At 72.1% G+C, this 18,238-nt stretch carries 16 protein-coding genes; 6 read left to right on the top strand and 10 right to left on the bottom strand.

Annotated elements, in window-relative coordinates:
* Positions 1 to 148 precede the first annotated feature (148 nt).
* On the bottom strand, positions 149 to 1,102 hold the full coding sequence (locus BIU95_RS04070; protein ID WP_017886337.1) for an aldo/keto reductase: 954 nt from the start codon (positions 1,100 to 1,102) through the stop codon (positions 149 to 151).
* A gap of 108 nt (positions 1,103 to 1,210) precedes the next feature.
* On the opposite strand from BIU95_RS04070, the gene BIU95_RS04065 reads away from it, so the two are divergent.
* A complete protein-coding gene (locus BIU95_RS04065; protein WP_017886336.1) occupies positions 1,211 to 1,855 on the top strand; it encodes a HEAT repeat domain-containing protein in 645 nt (214 codons plus the stop codon).
* Positions 1,856 to 2,227: 372 nt separating this feature from the next.
* Here BIU95_RS04065 and BIU95_RS04060 read toward each other — a convergent pair whose 3' ends face one another.
* Complete coding sequence (locus BIU95_RS04060; RefSeq protein ID WP_017886335.1) at positions 2,228 to 2,917, bottom strand: metal-dependent transcriptional regulator; 690 nt, start codon at positions 2,915 to 2,917, stop codon at positions 2,228 to 2,230.
* Positions 2,918 to 2,954: 37 nt separating this feature from the next.
* On the opposite strand from BIU95_RS04060, the gene BIU95_RS04055 reads away from it, so the two are divergent.
* Entirely contained in the window at positions 2,955 to 3,845 is an 891-nt protein-coding gene (locus tag BIU95_RS04055; protein ID WP_071250520.1) for a CPBP family intramembrane glutamic endopeptidase, read from the top strand.
* Positions 3,846 to 4,023: 178 nt separating this feature from the next.
* Here BIU95_RS04055 and BIU95_RS04050 read toward each other — a convergent pair whose 3' ends face one another.
* The 3 genes from BIU95_RS04050 to BIU95_RS04040 form a co-directional block, all read right to left on the bottom strand.
* Positions 4,024 to 5,985 carry a phospholipase C gene (locus BIU95_RS04050; protein WP_081612207.1) on the bottom strand — a complete coding sequence of 654 codons (1,962 nt, stop codon included), beginning with the start codon at positions 5,983 to 5,985 and terminating at the stop codon, positions 4,024 to 4,026.
* Positions 5,986 to 6,123: 138 nt separating this feature from the next.
* Complete coding sequence (gene efeB, locus BIU95_RS04045) at positions 6,124 to 7,548, bottom strand: iron uptake transporter deferrochelatase/peroxidase subunit (protein WP_235045660.1); 1,425 nt, start codon at positions 7,546 to 7,548, stop codon at positions 6,124 to 6,126.
* The gene (locus BIU95_RS04040; RefSeq protein WP_031259338.1) at positions 7,545 to 8,738 is read right to left on the bottom strand and encodes an EfeM/EfeO family lipoprotein; all 1,194 of its coding nucleotides are present in this window, start codon (positions 8,736 to 8,738) and stop codon (positions 7,545 to 7,547) included. Before BIU95_RS04040 ends, efeB begins: the two co-directional genes overlap by 4 nt.
* An 805-nt stretch (positions 8,739 to 9,543) precedes the next feature.
* Between BIU95_RS04040 and BIU95_RS04035 the strand changes: the two genes are divergently transcribed.
* Positions 9,544 to 9,960: a hypothetical protein gene (locus tag BIU95_RS04035; RefSeq protein ID WP_042539144.1), complete on the top strand. Its 417-nt coding sequence runs from the start codon at positions 9,544 to 9,546 to the stop codon at positions 9,958 to 9,960.
* Between the two features lie 49 nt (positions 9,961 to 10,009).
* Here BIU95_RS04035 and BIU95_RS04030 read toward each other — a convergent pair whose 3' ends face one another.
* Positions 10,010 to 10,807 (bottom strand): HAD-IIA family hydrolase, encoded by a 798-nt coding sequence (locus tag BIU95_RS04030; protein ID WP_071250518.1) that lies wholly within the window; start codon positions 10,805 to 10,807, stop codon positions 10,010 to 10,012.
* 188 nt (positions 10,808 to 10,995) lie between these two features.
* Here BIU95_RS04030 and BIU95_RS04025 point away from each other — a divergent pair, with 188 nt between their 5' ends.
* Positions 10,996 to 11,685, top strand: coding sequence for a TetR/AcrR family transcriptional regulator C-terminal domain-containing protein (locus BIU95_RS04025; protein WP_017886328.1), 690 nt, complete (start codon positions 10,996 to 10,998; stop codon positions 11,683 to 11,685).
* Positions 11,686 to 11,727: 42 nt separating this feature from the next.
* Positions 11,728 to 12,375, top strand: a complete 648-nt coding sequence (locus tag BIU95_RS04020) for a TrmH family RNA methyltransferase (protein ID WP_056069460.1) — start codon at positions 11,728 to 11,730, stop codon at positions 12,373 to 12,375.
* A gap of 102 nt (positions 12,376 to 12,477) precedes the next feature.
* On the opposite strand, the gene BIU95_RS04015 is transcribed toward BIU95_RS04020, so the two are convergent.
* On the bottom strand, positions 12,478 to 13,467 hold the full coding sequence (locus BIU95_RS04015; protein ID WP_017886326.1) for a LacI family DNA-binding transcriptional regulator: 990 nt from the start codon (positions 13,465 to 13,467) through the stop codon (positions 12,478 to 12,480).
* Positions 13,468 to 14,057: 590 nt separating this feature from the next.
* Between BIU95_RS04015 and BIU95_RS18525 the strand changes: the two genes are divergently transcribed.
* Positions 14,058 to 14,618: an endonuclease domain-containing protein gene (locus BIU95_RS18525; protein ID WP_217639426.1), complete on the top strand. Its 561-nt coding sequence runs from the start codon at positions 14,058 to 14,060 to the stop codon at positions 14,616 to 14,618.
* A 77-nt stretch (positions 14,619 to 14,695) separates the two neighbouring features.
* Here the strand turns inward: BIU95_RS18525 and BIU95_RS04005 are convergent, their stop codons facing one another.
* Genes BIU95_RS04005 through BIU95_RS03995 form a run of 3 tightly spaced genes read right to left on the bottom strand, consistent with a single transcriptional unit; the run spans position 14,696 to position 18,191 of the window.
* Positions 14,696 to 16,777 (bottom strand): YhgE/Pip domain-containing protein, encoded by a 2,082-nt coding sequence (locus BIU95_RS04005; protein ID WP_071250514.1) that lies wholly within the window; start codon positions 16,775 to 16,777, stop codon positions 14,696 to 14,698.
* Positions 16,774 to 17,544, bottom strand: a complete 771-nt coding sequence (locus BIU95_RS04000) for a hypothetical protein (RefSeq protein ID WP_017886323.1) — start codon at positions 17,542 to 17,544, stop codon at positions 16,774 to 16,776. Before BIU95_RS04000 ends, BIU95_RS04005 begins: the two co-directional genes overlap by 4 nt.
* Positions 17,541 to 18,191, bottom strand: coding sequence for a TetR/AcrR family transcriptional regulator (locus BIU95_RS03995; RefSeq protein WP_017886322.1), 651 nt, complete (start codon positions 18,189 to 18,191; stop codon positions 17,541 to 17,543). Before BIU95_RS03995 ends, BIU95_RS04000 begins: the two co-directional genes overlap by 4 nt.
* Positions 18,192 to 18,238 lie beyond the last annotated feature (47 nt).

The raw sequence follows: 18,238 nt of genomic DNA, 5'->3' as shown, positions 1-18,238 counted from the left end.
CCGTTCTGCGACGATCCACCCCGTGATCGACGGGTGCTCTGTCGGAACTTGCACACGCAGCGGATGCGTGCGCAACGAACGACATCCCACCCGTCGAACGACGAGTGGGATGTCGGAACATGCACGCGCATCCGCTGGCGCGCGGGCGTCAGGCGCTCGCGGGCACCTTCGCCGACACGTCGGACAGCGTCTGCAGCTCGTCGGCGGAGAGCTCGAGCTCCGCCGAGGCCAGCAGCGCCGGCAGCTGCTCGGTGTTCCGGGCGCTCGCGATCGGCGCGACGACGTCGGGCTGCGCCTGCAGCCAGGCGAGTGCGATGGTGGCGATCTCGGAACCGTGCGCATCGGCGATCGAGGACAGCGCATCCACGACGGCGAGCCCTTCGTCGGTGAAGTAGCCGGACACCTGGCCCTCGCGGTCCTTGCCGGCGAAGTCGTCCTTCGTGCGGTACTTGCCGGTCAGGAACCCCGCGGCGAGCGAGAAGTACGGCACGACGCCGAGCCCGTGCTCGTGGGCGAGCGGTGCGATGTCGGACTCGTACGGCTGGCGGGTGACCAGGTTGTAGTGCGGCTGGATCGCGACGGGCTGGGCGAGGCCGTTCTCCGTCGCGATGCGGATCCACTCCGCGGCGCGGTCCTTCGAGTAGTTCGAGATCGCGGTGTACCGGACCAGACCGTCCTGCACGAGCTGGTCGAAGGCGCGGACGGTCTCCTCGAGCGGGGTCGACTGGTCGTCGAAGTGCGCGTAGTACAGGTCGATCCGGTCGGTGCCGAGGCGCTCGAGGCTGGCGCGGGCAGCGGCGGCGACGGTGTCGGCGCCCAGGCCCTGGAACTCCGGGTGTTGCGAACCCTTGGTGGCGATGACGACGTCGTCCCGCTTGCCCGAGGCCCGGAGCCACGAACCGATCACACGCTCGGACTCGCCACCCGAGTTGCCCGGCGCCCACGCGGAGTAGACGTCGGCGGTGTCGATGAAGTCGCCGCCGGCCGCGGTGTAGGCGTCGAGGACCTGGTGCGAGGTCGACTCGTCCGCCGTCCACCCGAAGACGTTGCCGCCGAGGGCGAGTGGGAACACGTGCAGGTCACTGGTACCGATGCGGGGCATGCGGAGGTCCTTTCGTGGTCGGAGGTGCGGTGGGAGCGAACCGCACGTCTCCCGACGCTATGCCCCGATGCTTGACACGGCCCCGGCGCGAGGGGCTTCGATGTAGGGATGACCACGCTCACCGATGCCCTCACCGACGCGCGATCCTCTGCCCGGTTGCAGGCCGTGATGGCCGCGGGCACCACCCCGGACCCGTCGGACCTCGAGGTGCTCGTCGCGCAGTGCGCCGTGGAGCCGGACTTCTTCGTCCGCGACATGCTGACGTGGGCACTGACCCGACACCGGGCCGAGGACGTCGTGGCCCGGGTGCTGCCCGAACTCGAGCGCCCCGAGCCGCAGGCCCGCAGCCAGGCGCTGCACACCCTGTCGAAGATCGGTGACCCGGACGCCTGGCCGGCGGTGCGCCCGCTGCTCGGGGACCAGGACGACGAGGTGCTCCGAGCCGCCTGGCGTACTGCGGTCGCCCTGGTCCCCGGCGACGAGCGGGCGTCGCTCGCGCGGACCCTCGCGGTGCAGCTCGGCGTCGGCGACCGGGATCGTCGGCTCAGCCTGTCGCGTGCGCTGGTGGGACTCGGCGAGGACACCGTCGCGCCGGTGCTGGCAGCGGCTGCCGACCGGGGCTCCGACGTCGTCCGCGAGCACGTGCGCGAGACCGAACGCCTGCTGCACGACCCCGGCGTCGCCTCCGAGTACGCGCTCGAACGGGCTCGGCGCGAGGTCGCCCTCGGCCGGACGCGTTCGGTCAAGGGGTAGGGCCGGCGGGCGCGCCCGGCCGGGCGCGCCGGGTGGTCGCGGACTGTCGGTTTCGGGGCTGTCGGGCGACGGATGGTGACCGGTCGGCGGACGTGAGCGGGGTGTCGTGACCGGCGGGGGTGCCGGACGGGAGGCGCGTGGCGGTCGCGCGCTGAGCCTCCCGTCCGTCGCCACGCGCGTTCGCGGGCCGCGGTGCGGTCGTGACACCCCGTGCGCTCGGCGCCGAGCGGTCGCGAATCGTCGGTTGCGGGGCTGTCGGACGACAGTTCGTGACCGCTCGGCGGACGTGAGCGGCGTGTCGCGACCAGCCGACCAGCCGACCGGCCGACCGGCCGACCGGCCGCGACCAGCCGGCCAGCGCCCGCAGCGCGGTCAGTCGCCGTCGGGCGCCAGCCAGATGGACGCGGCGGCGGCGGCCGGCAGGTCGACGAGGGACTCCGAACCGTCGGTCGAGCGTCGTGACACCGCGATGACGCCGGCGTAGTCGCGCACCCTCTCCACCCGCAGGTGCGTGCCCAGCCGGACCCCGAGCTCGTCGAAGTACCGCAGCAGCGACGGGTCGTCGTCCGAGACCCGGTCGACCGTGCCGCACGCACCGGGCTCGATCGCGCCGAGGAGCGTGCCGGGGGAGTCCGGCACGATGCCGTCCGCGCCGGGGATCGGGTCACCGTGGGGGTCGTGCGTCGGGTGCCCGAGGTCGGCGTCGACACGGTCCAGGAACCGCTCCGAGACCGCGTGCTCGAGGGCCTCGGCCTCGGTGTGGACCTCGTCCCACGAGTAGCCGAGCCGCCGCACCAGGAACGTCTCGATCAGCCGGTGCCGGCGGACCATCGCCACCGCGACCTGCTGGCCCAGGGGCGTGAGGACGACGCCGTAGTACGGGGTGTGCTCGATCAGGCCGTCACGGTCGAGCTTCTTGAGGTTGCCCGACACCGTCGACGCCGACACCTTCAGCGACGCGGCGATGTCCCGCGTCGCCAGCCCGGGCCCGCCGCGCTCGCTGGCCTTCCAGATGAGCTTGACGTAGTCCTCTGCCATCGTGGACAGGGAGGGCAGGCGCATACCGCCAATCGTACGTCCCGCCTGGTACAACCGGGAGGTGACCACGACCACCCCCACCCGAGCCCGCCGCCGTCGCTGGCCGGTGCCCCCGTCGCTGCTGCTCGGGCTCGCGCCGCTCGTGGTGTTCGCGGCCATCAGCGCCTGGCGCTCGCGGCCGAGTGACGACTACGCGACCCTCGCGCAGACCGTCGACAGCGTCGTGCACGCCCTGGTCATCCCCGAGGGCATCGCCGTCGCCGCGCTCGCCGTGTTCGTCACGGCGCTCGGCTGGTGGCGGATCGCCACGGTCGACCCGGTCCGGACGCGGGTGCGGTGGACGATGCTCGCGCCGATCCTCGTGCTGGTGGTGTGCGTCGTGCGGCTGCCCCTGATCGACTGGACGGCGCTGCCGGCGCACTACTTCCTGCTGCTCGCCGTCGGGGTGCTGTTCGTCGGGGTGTTCGAGGAGCTGATGGCCCGTGGGACCCTGCTCGTCGGGCTGCGCCGCCGCCTGCCCGAGATGGGTGTCTGGGCGCTGTCGTGTGTGCTGTTCGGGCTGCTGCACCTGCTCAACGCGCTCGCCGGGGCGGGCATCGGACCGACGCTGATCCAGGTCGTGTTCGCGGCGTCGTTCGGGTCGACGCTGTACGTCGCGCGTCGGCTGACCGGGTCCCTGCTCGCACCGGTGCTGCTGCACGCCTTCTGGGACTTCGGGTCGATCGGGTTCTCGGCGACCGCGGACACGGGCGACTTCGGGAAGCTGACCCTGCTCGGCCTGATCGGGCTGTTCTCGTTCGGGGTGCTCGCGTTCGGCATCGTGGCGGGCGGGGTCGTCGCCTGGTACGACGACCGACCGCGGCGGCTGGCGAAGCGGTGGCGGACGGTACCGCCCATGGGGGCGGTCGTGGTGCCGGGAGGCGAGCCGCGCCTCCAGGCCGACGTGGTCTGAGGGAACGGACGCGACGGGCGCTGCACTGGCGGACGCTGCGCCGACTGGCGCTGCGCCGACGGGCGCGGGGCGAGCCCGCGCGGACGCGACGGTGCCCCGGAGCGCAGCACGCTCCGGGGCACCGGTCTGTCGAGTCAGTCGGCCCGACGCGTCGTGTCAGTCGGCCCGACGCTCCGTGTCAGTCGGCCCGACGGCGGAGCTGGCGACGGCGGATGACGACCAGCGCGATGCCGGACATCAGGAACACGATCGCGGCGATCGTGACCCCGGTGAGCTGCGCACCGGTGAAGGCCAGGCGCGTCGCCGACGGGTCGGTCGCGGACGGGTCGGCGGCGACGGTCTGCCCCGTGGCCCCGGCTCCTGCTGAGGCACTCGAGACCGGCGCTGCCCCGCTCCCCGTGCCCGCACCCGTGCTCGAGCCGCTGCCGGTCCCACCAGCGGAACCGGTGCTCGCGCCCGTACCGCTGCCGGAGCCCGTGTGCGGCTTCGTCGTGGGCTTCGGGGTCGGCTTCGGCGTGACGGCCGTCGACACGATCCGCGAGACCGCACCCGTCTTGGTGTTCAGGAGCACCTCGCGGTGCTGCGGGTGCGTGAAGTCGAACATGCCCCGGAGGGACCCGGCACGAGCATCGAACGACTGGTCACCGATCCGGCCCGTCGACCAGTTGTCCTCGATGAACTTCGTGGTCGAGGTCTGCTCGATGGCGGTGTGGTCGACGTGGTTCTGCTTGGCGAACGGCGAGATGACCAGGTACGGCAGCCGCTGCGAGGGGCCGCAGCGGTCGAGGTACCCACCGGCGACACCGACCTTGGTCGCGGCCGTGGTGCAGACCGTGGTGTCGTTCGAGGAGTCCGTCGAGCCGTTCAGGATCGTCGGCGCGACGTGGTCGTACCAGCCGTCCGAGTCGTCGTAGTTGATGACGATGGCCGTGCTCGACCACTCCGGCGACCGCTCGATCTCGTTGATCTTCGACGTCAGGAACTTCTGCTCGTCGAGCGGGTCGGAGTACGCGGCGTGGCCGTCCTGGGCCTCGGGTGCCTTGAGGAAGGACACGGCGGGCATCCGGTGCTCGGCGAGGGCCGTGTCGAACGCGGACAGGTCGTACTGGTGGTTCGCCCGGTCGGTGGAGCCGATCATGCGGTCGCTCGTCGGTGCCAGGTGGTGCGGGTTCGACGTCGACGCGTAGTACGCGAACGGGTTGTGGTGCGGCGAGTAGTCGTTGCTGACCGAGCCGCCGACGTTCGTCGTGGTGGCGTCGCACTTGGCGAGCGTGCCGGTGCCCGCGTAGGCCGTCGTCGGGGTGAAGCCGCCCTGGAACCAGCCCCAGGTGACGCCCTTCGCGTTGAGCAGGTCGCCGATGTTCTTGCCCGACATCTTCACCAGGTTCGACGTCGACGTGTGGTCCTTGTCGGAGCAGTCGTCGTAGGCGGGGTCCGGGTCGGCGGTGACGGTGCCCTGGCCCGCGGCGTCCTTCGCGACGACGGCGGTCGAGGTCGGCACCGTGGCACCGGTGACCGAGTCCACGCCCGTGCCGCCGTGGGTGTTGCCGCTGATCAGGTTGAGCGCCCCGGGGGTGGAGGGTCCGAAGCCGGTGTCCCAGGCGTTGTCGCTCATCGCGTAGTTCTGGGCGTAGTTCCACAGCCCGGTCGTGGTGTTGCCGTCGTAGTAGTCCATCGTCAGGCCCGGCGAGCCGTACAGCCCGGTGCAGGTGTCCACCGAGGTGCTCTCGACGAACTTGTCCATGGCACCGCCGTCGACGGCCTTCTGCTCGGGCAGGTAGTTGTGGTTCTGGTCGCAGGTGAGCGCCTGGGCGGGCGTCAGCCGTGACGGGGCGTAGGCGTTCGGGTTCTTCGTCAGGGTGCCGGAGGACGCGAGCGTGTTCACCTTCGGGGTGCTCCGTGCGGCGGTGAAGCGGGTGCCGTCGGTGTTCGCGGCCTTCGGGTAGGTGCCGAAGTAGTGGTCGAACGACACGTTCTCGTCGTACATGACGACGACGTGCTTGATCGGGGTGGTGGTCCTGAGGGAGTTGTCCGCGGCGGACGCCGACTGCGGGATGGCGAGGGCCGTCCCGGCGACGGCCGCCAGGGCCATGATGGCGAGCGCGCCCTGTTGGACGCGTCGTTCGGAAGGTCGGAACACGTGGAACCTCTCACTGGTCGGGACGGTGGGGTGGTGGGGGAGCGGTGGGGCCCGGCGGGCGGGCGGGTCCGGGCGGGTCCGTGCGGGCGGGGCCGTGCGGGCGACGGCCCGGGCTGGGATGTGCGAGCGTCGGCCCTGCTAGGTCCGTGCGAGCAGTCGACGGCCCAGCCAGTCGTCCGCGTGGCGGACCCCGGGCAGGGCGAAGAAGTAGCCGCCGCCGACCGGTGACACGTAGTCGACCAGGGGCTCGTCGACCAGGCGCTTCTGCACGGCGACGAACTGCCGTTCCAGGTCGGCCTGGAAGCACGCGAACAACAGGCCCATGTCGAGGTCGCCGTTCGTGTCGGTGCCGTTGTCGTAGTTGTAGGGACGACGGAGCATCTGCTGCGCACGGGCCTCGGCGGTGCGCGGGTTCGCCAACCGGATGTGTGCGTCCATCTGGATGACGTCGCCGGTCGGGTCGTCCTGGTACCGGGGGTCGTCGAACTCGCCGCTGCGGGTGAGCGGGGCACCCGAGTCGCGGTGCCGGCCGATCATGTTCTCCTGCTCGTGCAGCGAGACGCGGTCCCAGAACTCGACGAACATCCGGATGGTCCGCACGACGTGGTAGCTGCCCCCGGTGACCCAGTCGGGTTCGCCGTCCTGTCCACCGCGGGTCCAGACCAGGTCGTCCATCACGCTGCGGTCCGCGGTGGAGGGGTTGCCGGTGCCGTCCTTGAACCCGAGCAGGTTGCGCGGGGTGCCGGAGGGGCGCGGCGGGGACGCGAAACCGTCCTGGCGCCAGCGCACCTGCATGCCGCCGCGGGTGGCCCGGGCGATGTCGCGGACGGCGTGCAGGACGGTGTCGGTGTTGTGCGCGCACACCTGCAGCAGCAGGTCGCCGTCCGAGATCGACCGGTCGAGGTCGTCGTTCGGGAAGTCCTCCATCGTCCGCAACCGCGCCGGGCGCTGCCCCGACAGGCCGTACCGGTGGTCGAAGAGCGAGGCGCCGACGCTCGCCGTCACGGTGAGCCCGTCGGCCGCGACCTGCGGTCCGAGCACGCCGGAGTCGGCCGGCGGCGCGGTGATCCCGACGTCGGCAGGCGTGCCGCCGCGGGTCAGGAACCGGGCCCGCTCGGTGATCGTCCGGAGCAGGTCGGCGAGGTCCCCGCGGTCGGCCGCGGTCACGTCGAACGCCAAGAACGCCGACTGTCGCTGCGCGGGTGTGGTGATCCCGGCCTGGTGCGCGCCGTGGAACGCGTACGAGGCGTCGGCACCGCCGGTGGTCGCGGCGGCTGCCTGGAGGCCCGTCCCACGCCCGGCGGTCAGGCTCGCTGCCGCCGCGGCGGCTCCGGCACCTGCCCCGACCGCGCTGGTCAGGAACGCGCGGCGTCCGACCCCGCGGGTGGGGCCGGGCTGCTGCTGGTCGTCCGGTGCGCCGGCGGGACACACACTGCCGTCGGCGGAGAGCCCGAGGCGGGCGTGCGCCTCGGCCATCCGGCGGTACGTCGCCGCGTCCATCCCGCGTGGGCGCTGCTGGCTCCGGGGGCCCGCCGGGCCCGGGCGCTGCGGTCGTTCGGTCACGAGGTCCTCCTCGGGTCGCAGATGGCGGCGACGGGCGCGAGCTGTTCGAGCGCAGCGTCGAGGTCGGCGTCCAGGTGCTCGCGGGCGCTGCGGTCGAGACCGTCGAGGGTGTCCCAGCTGCCGTCGGTCCGTCGGTGTGACTCGACGTCGGCGCGCAGGGTCGCCAGCGCACGGTCGGTGGCCCGGAGGCCCGGGTAGCGGGTCCGCAGGATCGACCGGAGCGGCTCGAGCGCGTGCTCCGTCCCGCTGATGTTCGCGTCGATCGTCGCCAGTGCCGTGTGGCTGCCGGCGTCGGTGGCCCCGGTCGCCTCGAAGCGGAGCGCGTTCTCGAGGATCTCGTGCGAGCGCAGGCCGATGTCGAGCGGGTCGACCCGCTGGGTGGGGAACGTCCGGCGCAGGTGTTCGACCGCGGCGACCAGGGCGTCGGCGGGTGCGACGGCGCGGCTGCCGGGCGCTGCCGACCACAGCAGCGCCTCGACGCGGTGGAAGCCGGTCAGGTGCGGGTCGTCGAGTGCGGTCCGTCCGGCGGCGGGGAGCCCGTCGATCGCGGTGTCGTCGTCCCCGAACGCGCCGTAGGCGGCTCCGAGCTGCTCGTACTCGCGGTGACCGACCAGCCAGTCCCGTCGTGCGGCCCGGACGTCACCCGTCCGGACGTCGGCGTCCAGTGCACGCACGTCGGCGAGCAGCGTCGGCAGGCGGCTCTCGATCCAGTCGCCGTACGACTTGGCGGCGGGGATCAGGTCGTCGCGGGTGACCGGGACGATCCCGGGGGTCTCGTCGCTGACGTGCGTGGCGCCGCGCAGGTGGACGACGGCCCCGGTGCCGGGGTTCGCGTCGGCGGGCAGGCAACGGAACCGGTACTGGCCGCGGGGGAGTCGGACGCCGTAGTCGTGCGTCGCACCCGCTCCCAGCCCCTCCGCGTCGAGGTAGACCGCGCCGTTCGTGGGGTCGACCAGCTGCACCTCGATCCCGGCGACGGAGGTGTTGTGGATCCGGAACGTCTGGGGGCCGGCGAGAGCGCGGTCCGGACTCGCGGGCCACCCCGTTCCGCAGGCGTCGGTGCCGGCCTGCACGGTGACCGCGCTCGTGTGCGGCGACGTCGGAGGGACCAGGTGCGGGGCGACGATCGCGGTCCCCACGAGTGCTCCGAGTGCGCCGACGACCACTGCCGTCGTGGCACGAACCGACATCGGCACCGATGACCCCATCCTGTAGCAATTCACAGAAAACCCTGGTCAGAGCCGCTTTCAGCTCGACCAGGGCAACCCTAGGGTCGCTCCCGGGGCAGTTTTCCCGTCGTTCACCGCGGAACGGTTCTGTTCACCGGATCGTCATCGTGCGCCGCGCCGCACGGTGCGGGGTGCGGGGTGCGCGCCGCACGGTGCGGAGTGCGCGCCCCCGTGCGAGCTTGACGGCTGGGTGCGGCGCTGCAGGCTCGCACGGAACCACCAACCCGGCACCAGCTGCCCAACCCCGCACCGTGCGCCGCCGCCAACCTCGCGCCCGGCCGCGGCACCCGCTGCTCAACCTCGCACGGTGCGCCGCCGCCAACCTCGCGCCCGCTCTGTCTCGCCGGGCTCGGCACGGTGCAGGTTCGTACATGCGGTGCGAGCTTGACGGCTGGGTGCGGCGCTGCAGGCTTGCACCGAACCAGCACCGCGGCACCAGCTGCCCAACCTCGCACCGTGCGCCGCCGCCAACCGAACGGCCCACCGCACGGCCTGCCACCGGCCACGTGTCCGGCTGCGCCCCGTCTCCCCGGGCTCGGCACGGTGCGGGTTCGTTCATGCGGTGCGAGCTTGACGGCTGGGTGCGGCGCTGCAGGCTCGCACGGAACCACCAACCCGGTGCCCGCTGCCCAACTCCGCACTGTGCGCCGCTGCCGCCCACCGAGCGCCGCCACCCACCCCGCGTGCGACCTCGCCACCCACCCCCCCCCGGCGCAGGCTGCACTCCGAAAGCCGCCCGGGGTGCGTGGGCCGCTAGGGTTCCACCATGAGCATGCAGCCGACCGGTGGGGCGCCGGCGCCGAGCCCAGTACTCGTCTCGATCGGATCCGTGGGGGTGACGCAGGACCGCATCGTCACGCCGAGCGGGACCTGGCCGGCCGCGCAGGTGAACATCACCGCGCAGGACCAGTCGTCGTCGACGTCGCACATCCCGACGTGGGCGATCGTGATGACCGTCATCACGGTGTGGTTCTTCCTGCTCGGACTCCTGTTCCTGCTCGCGAAGGAGCGACGGACGCAGGGCAACGTCTCCGTGTCGATCTGGGCCGCGAACGGTCAGTCGCACACCGAGTTCGTGCAGGTCTTCTCCGAGGAGCAGCGCGTCGACGTGTTCAACCGGGTCTCCTACGCGCAGAACATCATCGGTCAGGCGCGCTGGCGCGAGTCGGCTGCCGGCAACTGACCGGCCACCGGCGCACTGCCGACGGCCCGACGCCGGTGGGTCGTCAGGGCTAGAGCTCGACCTCGAACGGCTCGGTGCGCACGAGTTCGTGCACGCCGGAGATGACCTCGCTCGGACGGAACGGGTACCGGTCGATCTCGGCCTGGTCGCTGATCCCCGTCATCACGAGCACGGTGTGCAGCCCCGCCTCGATGCCGGCCTGCACGTCGGTGTCCATCCGGTCGCCGATCATGCCGGTGTTCTCGGAGTGCGCGCCGATCCGGTTCATCGCCGACCGGAACATCATCGGGTTCGGCTTGCCCACCACGTAGGGCTGTTTGCCGGTCGCCTTCTCGATCATGGCCGCGATGGCGCCGGTGGCCGGCAGGACCCCCTCGGCGCTCGGGCCGGTGGCGTCGGGGTTCGTCACGATGAACCGTGCGCCGTCGCGGATGAGCCGCACGGCCTTCGTGATCGCCTCGAACGAGTAGTTGCGGGTCTCGCCGACGACGACGTAGTCGGGAGCGGTCTCGGTCATGATGAACCCGGCCTCGTGCAGGGCGGTCGTCATGCCGGCCTCGCCGATCACGAACGCGGACCCGCCCGGCATCTGCGACTTGCAGAAGTCGGCCGTCGCGAGCGCACTCGTCCAGATCCGCTCTTCGGGCACGTGCAGGCCGGAGCCCCGCAGCCGGGCGCTCAGGTCGCGCGGCGTGAAGATCGAGTTGTTCGTCAGCACGAGGAACTCGGTGCCGTCGTCGAGCCACTGCTGGATGAGCTCCGGCGCGCCGGGGAGCGCCTGGTTCTCGTGGACGAGCACGCCGTCCATGTCGGTCAGCCAGCACTCGACGTCGTTTCGGGTCGCCATGCGCCTCACCCTACTGCGCGGGGGTTCAGGTCCGGCTCGCGTCGGCTCGTGGCCGGCTCGGAAAGGGCCGGGAGGCCCGGGGCGGCTCTTGCGCGCTGCTGCCAGACCCGAGATGGTCGAGACACCGAACCGCGGTCGGGTTTGCCCTACGCTTTTCGGGACACGTACCGAATCAAGGAGGCCCCCTCGTGCTCGTCGAACCCGGAACCCCGTCCACCGCGCCCCGACCCACCCCGGTGTCGGAGACGGAGCTCGAGGTGACGCCGCGACGACGCCGAGGCCGCCCGAACGTGCTCTCCCGCGAGCAGGTGATCGACGCCGCCACGACCATCGCGAACGAGGACGGCCTCGACCGGCTGTCCTTCCGTGCCCTGGGCGTCCGGCTCGGCGTCGCCCCGATGACCGTGCACCGGACCATCGGCGGCCTGGACGACCTGCACGCCGAACTCGTCCGCCGCACGGTCGACGAGTTCACCGCCACCTTCGTCTGGCCCGACGAGTGGCACGCCGTCGTCCGCACCTTCGCCACGACGTTCCGTGACCTGATGCGCACCCACCCGCTCGTGCTCGAGTCGCACAGCCAGCGCGCCCCGCTCGCCTCGACCGAGTCGGACGCCGTCGTGGCGAAGGTCGTCGGTGCCCTGCAGGACGCCGGGCTGCCGCCGGCCGAGGCGATGTACGCCTTCTTCGTCGTGTACGACTTCGTGGTCGGGCACGCCGGGGTGCAGGTCGGACGCGGGGACTCCGAGGCCGGCCGACCCGAGCGGCACCGCCTGGTGGGCGAGATCCTCGGCGAGCACTCCTACGACGACCGGTTCGCGCTCGGCCTCGACATCCTGATCGCCGGCATCGAGGCGCGCATCGCCCGCACCGCCTGAGCCCGCGGCGCCCGACCCCGCGCCCGGCCGTACGCTGGTCGGGTGACCACTGCGCCCGAACCGTCGCACGAGCTGACGACCAACGGGGTGGGGCCGCACCCGGAACCCTGGCCCGACGACCCGAGGCTCGACCCGGAGCTGCTGGCCGCCGGGGACTCCCGGAACGTGCTCGACCGCTACCGGTACTGGTCGATGGACGCGATCGTCGCTGAACTCGACACCCGCAGGCACGCGTTCGACGTGGCGATCGAGAACTGGCAGCACGACCTGAACATCGGGTCGATCGTGCGGAGCGCCAACGCGTTCCTCGCCGGCACGGTGCACATCATCGGACGGCGGCGGTGGAACAAGCGCGGGGCGATGGTGACCGACCGTTACCAGCACGTCCGGTACCACCCCGACGTCGAAGCGTTCCTCGCCGCGATGGCCGATGAAGCGCGTCCCGTCGTCGCCATCGACAACACCCCGGGTGCCGAACGCATCGAGACCGCGACGATCCCGGAGCGCTGCGTGTTCCTGTTCGGGCAGGAGGGCCCCGGGCTCACCGAGCAGGCGGTCGCCGGTGCCGACGCGCACCTCGAGATCACGCAGTTCGGGTCGACGCGGAGCATCAACGCCTCGGCCGCCGCGGCGATCGTCATGCACAGCTGGGTCGTCCAGCACGCGGAGTTGCCCGGCGCGACGTCGTGAGCAGAAACGGTCGGGTACGGGCCCTGGACCCGACCATTCCTGCTCACGAAGCGGGCGTGACGGACGCGGGGCGGGCCTCCCGGCCGGGGGCAGGGGGCCGCGTCAGCGCGCGGCGGTGGTGCGGCGCGCGACCAGGCGGGGTTCGACGAGCAGTTCCGTCGCGGCGATCCGCGGATCGGCGATGCGGGCGAGCAGACGCTCGCCGGCGCCGCGGCCGATCTCGACACTGCGGTCGTCGATGCTCGTCAGGCCGACGTACCGCATCGCGGCCACGGGGGTGTCGTCGTAGCCGATGACGGAGACGTCCTCGGGGACGCGCAACCCGCGTTCGGCGAGTTCGGACAGGGCACCCAGGGCCATCACGTCGTTCGCGGCGAAGACCGCCGTGACGTCCGGGTGCTCGTCGAGGAGCATGCCGAGGGCACGCGAACCGGCCTCTTCGGTGGGCTCGCCGGGCAGCACCGTCGTGACGACGGACGCACGTGTCGCCGCTACCTGCTCGAACCCGGCCTGGCGTTCCGCCGAGGCCGCCGAACTCGCACCGACGAACCCGAGTCGGGTGTGCCCGAGGTCGAGCAGGTGCTGCGCCGCGATGCCGCCACCGGCGTGGTCGTCGTTCGCCACCGTGTCGGCGCGCGGGATCGCGACGCGGCCGCCGGCGATCACGAGCGGCATCGAGGCGGGGATCGCCAGGTCGGTGGTCGGCTCGCCGGCGATCACGATGCCCTCGACGCGCATGGACAGGAAGCCCTCGACCGGTGAGGCGTCGAGCCCCGTGTTGAGGAAGCGGTCGGCGACCACGAGCCGGTGCCCCTGGTCCTGCAGGCTCTCGCGCAGGCCGGTGAGCAGGTCCACGAACCACTGGTTGCGGAAATCGTCGAGGACCACGCCGATGGTGCGGCTGCGGGTGCCGGCGAGGGACACGGCCGCGGTGGAGGGCCGGTAGTCGAGCTCCTGGATCGCCTTCAGCACCGCGGCCCGGCGCTGGTCGCTGACCCGGGGGGAGCGCTGCAGCACGAGGGAGACGAGGGACTTGGAGACCCCGGCGCGTGCGGCGACGTCGTAGATGGTCGCGGGCTTGCCGTCTCCCATGATGCGCTTCGACCTCCGTTGGCTCGTGCGTCGATCGTAGCGGTTGACGTGACATGGGCGGGCGGGCGGGGTGGTGGTGCGGGTGGTCGAGTGAGCAGAAGACGACGGGTCCCGAACAGCCACTCGTCGTCTTCTGCTCACTCCCTTGGGTTCGCGAGTCCTCCACAGGGGAGGCGCGGTGCCGTTTCTGCACGGAACTCCGGTTCGGTGAGCGGGGCGTCGGCGCGGGGCGCGAGCGTGTCGGCATGCGACCACGACCACTCCCTCCGGCGCTGCGAGGCCGGGCCTTCGACATCGGCGCGGCTGATCGAGCCGGAGTTCCCCGACAACGACTCCAGCGGAAGGACCTGACATGCCCGACGCGATCGATCCGATGGCCCCGGGACCGACCACCCGATCCGATCCGCCGCATCCAGGCACTGCGGCCGGTCCTGTTGCCCGGACAGTTCGTCAGCCACACCTCGGCGGCGGTGTTGTGGGGTCTGCCGGTGCCGTGCGGCCCTGACACACCGGTGCACATCACCAGCGTGCACCCGCAGGCGCAGCCCCGGCGCGTCGGTGTGGTCGGGCACCGCGTGGCGGCTGACCGGGTGAGCACCCGGCAACGCCGGGGTGTTCCGTCCAGCAGCCCCGCGACGCTGTGGGTGGAGTGCGGTGACCTGCTCGGACTCGATGAGCTCGTCGTCCTGGGTGACGCCATCGTCACGTCGCGGGCCTGCGCGACCGCGCTGGAGGACCTCGCCGCCGCGCTCGCCGGGGCGGGGAATCGTCGTGGCGTGCGGAAGCTGCGCGTTGCACTCGAGCTCGTGCGGGTGGGCGCCGGGTCGCCGCAGGAGACCCGAGCGAGGCTGGCGATCGTCCGCGCGGGGCTGCCCGAGCCCGAACTGCAGGTCAACGTGCTCGACGAAGCCGGTCGGTTCGTCGGCCGTGTCGACATGGCCTACCCCGAGCAGCGCATCGTCATCGAGTACGAAGGCGACCACCACCGGACCGACGCCGAGCAGTGGGGCCGTGACCTCCGCCGCTACCGTGAGATGGAACGACTCGGCTGGGTGGTGGTCCGGTGGACCAAGTCCGACCTGACGCTGCACCGCTCAGCCGCAGTGGCGCACCTGAAGACGCTCCTTGCACGCGGAGGTCGCGTCGAGTGAGCAGAAGACGACGGGTCGCTATTGCACACCCGTCGTCTTCTGCTCACTCGATGTCGCGGCGCCGCCGCCCGCGCCCGCTACCCGATCAGGCTCGGGCGCAGGTCGCGCAGCGTGCGGGAGCGGGTCTGCCGCGCCGTGACCACGAAGGACACCAGGAGCGCCCCGAGCAGCCAGCAGAGCAGCACGCCCGCGTCCGACCACGCGGCGCCGAGGTTCCCGCCGTACATCGTCTGCCTGATCGCGTCGACCGAGTACGTCATCGGCAGCGCGAAGTGCAGCGCCGCCAACGGCCCCGGCAGCGTCTGCCACGGGAACGTCCCGCCGGCGGTGACGAGCTGCACGAGCATCAGTACCAGTCCGAGGAACTGCCCCACCGAGCCGAGCAGCACGTTGAGGGCCATGATGATCGCCGCGAAGGTCGCCGAGGCCAGCACCATGATCCCGATCGTGCCACCGACGTGCACCACGTTCAGGTCGAGGGCGAAGCGCACGATGAAGAACAGCGCCACCATCTGCACCAGGCCGAGGAGCGCCGGGGTCAGCCAGCCGCCGAACACCACCGCGAGGGGCTTCCGCACCGCCGTGATCGCACGCTTCGAGATCGGCTTGAGGATGAGGAACAGCGCGTACATGCCGATCCAGGCCGCGAGCGAGATGAAGAACGGCGCGAGGCCGGCGCCGTAGTTCGACGCGGCGGCGACGTTGTCGTCCCCGACCTTGACCGGGTCGGAGATGACCGAGGCCTGCGATGCACGCTCCGAGGCGTTCGACGCCGGGATCTTCGTGCGGCCCTGGTCGAGCGACGACGCGAGCTTCGACGAGCCGGTCGTGAGCTTGTCCAACCCTGACGCGAGCGACGAGGCGCCCTGGTCGGCGGTCTTCGCACCGGTCGCGAGCTGCGATGCACCGGACGACAGGGTCGGAGCGGCCGAGGCCAGCTTCGACGTGCCGTCGGCCACCTGGGCGGCCCCCGATGCGAGCGTGGACGCCCCCGTCGCCGCCGAGGAGATGCCGGACGCGAGCGTCGGCGCCGCGGAGGCGAGCGACGACGTACCGGCTGCGACCTGTGCGGAGCCGTCTCGGAGCTTGTCCACCGAGGACTTCGTGCTCTCGTAGGTCTTCTTCGCCGAAGCGCCGGCGCTGTTGACCCGGGTGACGGCGTCGGTGACGGACGACTCCAGGGCGGTCTGCTGGTCCTTCGTGAGCTCGACGCCCTCGGGCAGGTTGTCGGTGATGCCTGCGATCACCGTCCTGGCGTCCAGCGGCTGGAGCGACTCGACGTCGGGGCTGTAGGAGTCGACCGTGTCGGCGAGCTTCTTGTTGCCGGCCGCGACCCGCTGCGCCCCACTGTCCAACTGCTGCGTCTGCGACGGCAGCGCCGCCGTCTGCTGCTGCGCGCTGGCCAGCCCGGACGCCAGGGTCGACGCCCCCGACGCCACCTGCTGCGCCCCGCTGTCCAACTGCTGGGTCTGGGACGGCAACGACGCCGTGCCGGAGGCGAGCTCCGCCGCACCGGACGACAGCTTGCCGGTGCCGTCCGCGAGCGTGTGGGCACCCCGGTCCGCCTTCTTGGCCCCGGAAGCGAGCTCATCGGCACCGTCGACGGCGTCGCCGAGGCTGTCGCGGACGTCGGCGAGCCCGACGAGCAGGGTCTTCGCGGCCTGCTTGCCGACGCGCTCGGCGACGGCGGTGCGCATGGTCTTGCCCGCCTGCTCGGCGATGGTCGAGGCCAGGTACGAGTTCGTGTCGGCCGTCGTCATGACGAGCTTCGCCTGGGTCGGGTCGTCGGACTGCGCGGACACCAGGTGCTCGGAGAAGTCGTGCGGGATGGTGACGACGAAGTCGTAGGTGCCGTTCCGGACACCGGAGCGGGCGTCGGCGGCGCTCGTCTTCGTCCACTTGAAGTCAGCGCCGTCGATGGCTTCCTTCGTGACGTCCTTGCCGTAGTCGACCTGGTCGCCGTCCAGCGTGGCGCCGGCGTCGAGGTCCACGATCGCGGCGGGGATCTGGTCGAGCTTCGCGTACGGGTCGCGGTTCGCCCACAGGTAGGCGCCGCCGTAGAGCAGCGGCACGATCATCAGCGCGATGAACGCCAGGCGTGCGAGCGGGGTCGCGGTGAGCCGCGCGAGTTCTGCGCGGACGAGCGAGGTGGTGGTCACTTCTGTGCCTCCGTCGGGACGGTTGCGGATGCTGTGGTGACGGAAGGAGCGGCCAGGAGGCCCGGCTCGGTTCCGTCGGTTCGGGCCACGTCCTCGGGGTCCTCGGTCTGGGGCTGTTCGAGCGTCTCGGCGACGCCGGGCGCCGCGACGTCGTCGTGCGTCTCGATCGTGTCGAGCAGGTGCTCGACGGTCGCGGCGGCGGCCTTCGAGGTCACCAGCACCACGGTCACGCCCCGTCGGGCGACGTCGCGGACCACCTGGAACCAGTCCTCGACGGCGCCGCCGTGCCGCTCGGGCGAGGTGATCACGATGCCGGTGACACCGTCGCGGAGCAGCGCGAGCTCGACGAGCAGCCGGATGCGCACGGCCGTCGGGACCCGCTGCACGGCGGTGTCGACGTAGTCCCGCAGTCCGAGCTCGTCGAGCACCGTGTCGACGTGCTCGCGGTTCGGGCGCTGCCCGGCGAACGCGAGTTCCTCGCGCACGATCTGCTTGAGGGTCAGGACGGGGAAGGGTTCGGCGATCCCGGGGGTGTCGACCAGCGCGAACGCGCGGCGGACGGCTGCCGGGTCCTCGTGCCCGTCGAGCAGCAGGCGGCCGGTGTCGGGCTGCATGCGGCCACCGGCGACGAGGGACGCGAGCACGGGTGCCTGCTCGGTCTCGACGGCGAGGACCCCCGGGCGTCCGGGCGCGGCGACGGCGGAGACGACGGGCAGGGGTGCGCCGGGCTCCTCGCCGATGCCGACGTGGTCGAGTTCGAGGGTCATACGTGGTCCTTCGGGGCGGGAGCGGGAGCTGCGGGTTCGGAGAGCAGTGCGGTGCGCCAGTCGATGCCGGCCGTGCCCAGCGCCGACACCACCACCATCCGCCGTCCGTCCTCGTCGCTCGTGCCGGAGCGGGTGGCTTCGTCGAGGACGGCGATGCACGCGCCCTCGACCAGGCGGCCGAGGGTCTCGGGGTCGACGTCGTCCCGCATCGCGCCGTCGGCGATGCCGAGCGCGCACGCCTGACGCACCTGTGAGCGCAACGGGGCGAAGACCTCGGCGACGGGTTCGGCGAAGGGGCTGCGCACGGCGATCCGGGCCATCGAGCGGACGTGCGAGACCTCGGTCCAGAGCGTCACCGCGATGGCTGCCAGGCGTGCGGCCGGCGGGAGCCCCTGCAGGTCCGAGGCGGTGGGCATGGCGGCGGCGATCCGGGCGGCGCCGGCGGTCACGACCTCGCGCACCAGGTCGTCGCGCGAGGGGAAGTGCCCGTACACCGCGCGACGCGAGAGGCCGGCCGCGGCGGCGATCGTCTCGATGGAGGCGTCCGGGTCCTGCTGCAGGCAGGTCCGCGCCGCGTCGAGGAGTGCTGCCCGGTTCTCCGTGGCGTCGCGGCGGGGCGCGCGGGAGGGGTGCTCGGTGGTGGTCACGCACCCCATCGTAATAACGTGCACACGTGTGTGCAACTTAACAGGTT

The organism is Curtobacterium sp. MCBA15_007, from assembly GCF_001864905.1.
Classification (GTDB): domain Bacteria; phylum Actinomycetota; class Actinomycetes; order Actinomycetales; family Microbacteriaceae; genus Curtobacterium; species Curtobacterium poinsettiae.
This window is presented reverse-complemented; position numbering and strand designations above follow the sequence as displayed.

Excerpts from the sequence above, each read along its gene's own strand:
- BIU95_RS04000 (WP_017886323.1), bottom strand. The coding sequence starts at position 17,544 with ATGACCCTCGAACTCGACCACGTCGGCATCGGCGAGGAGCCCGGCGCA.
- BIU95_RS04015 (WP_017886326.1), bottom strand. The coding sequence starts at position 13,467 with ATGGGAGACGGCAAGCCCGCGACCATCTACGACGTCGCCGCACGCGCC.
- BIU95_RS04070 (WP_017886337.1), bottom strand. The coding sequence starts at position 1,102 with ATGCCCCGCATCGGTACCAGTGACCTGCACGTGTTCCCACTCGCCCTC.
- BIU95_RS04065 (WP_017886336.1), top strand. The coding sequence starts at position 1,211 with ATGACCACGCTCACCGATGCCCTCACCGACGCGCGATCCTCTGCCCGG.
- BIU95_RS04060 (WP_017886335.1), bottom strand. The coding sequence starts at position 2,917 with ATGCGCCTGCCCTCCCTGTCCACGATGGCAGAGGACTACGTCAAGCTC.
- BIU95_RS04030 (WP_071250518.1), bottom strand. The coding sequence starts at position 10,807 with ATGGCGACCCGAAACGACGTCGAGTGCTGGCTGACCGACATGGACGGC.
- BIU95_RS04035 (WP_042539144.1), top strand. The coding sequence starts at position 9,544 with ATGAGCATGCAGCCGACCGGTGGGGCGCCGGCGCCGAGCCCAGTACTC.
- BIU95_RS04040 (WP_031259338.1), bottom strand. The coding sequence starts at position 8,738 with ATGTCGGTTCGTGCCACGACGGCAGTGGTCGTCGGCGCACTCGGAGCA.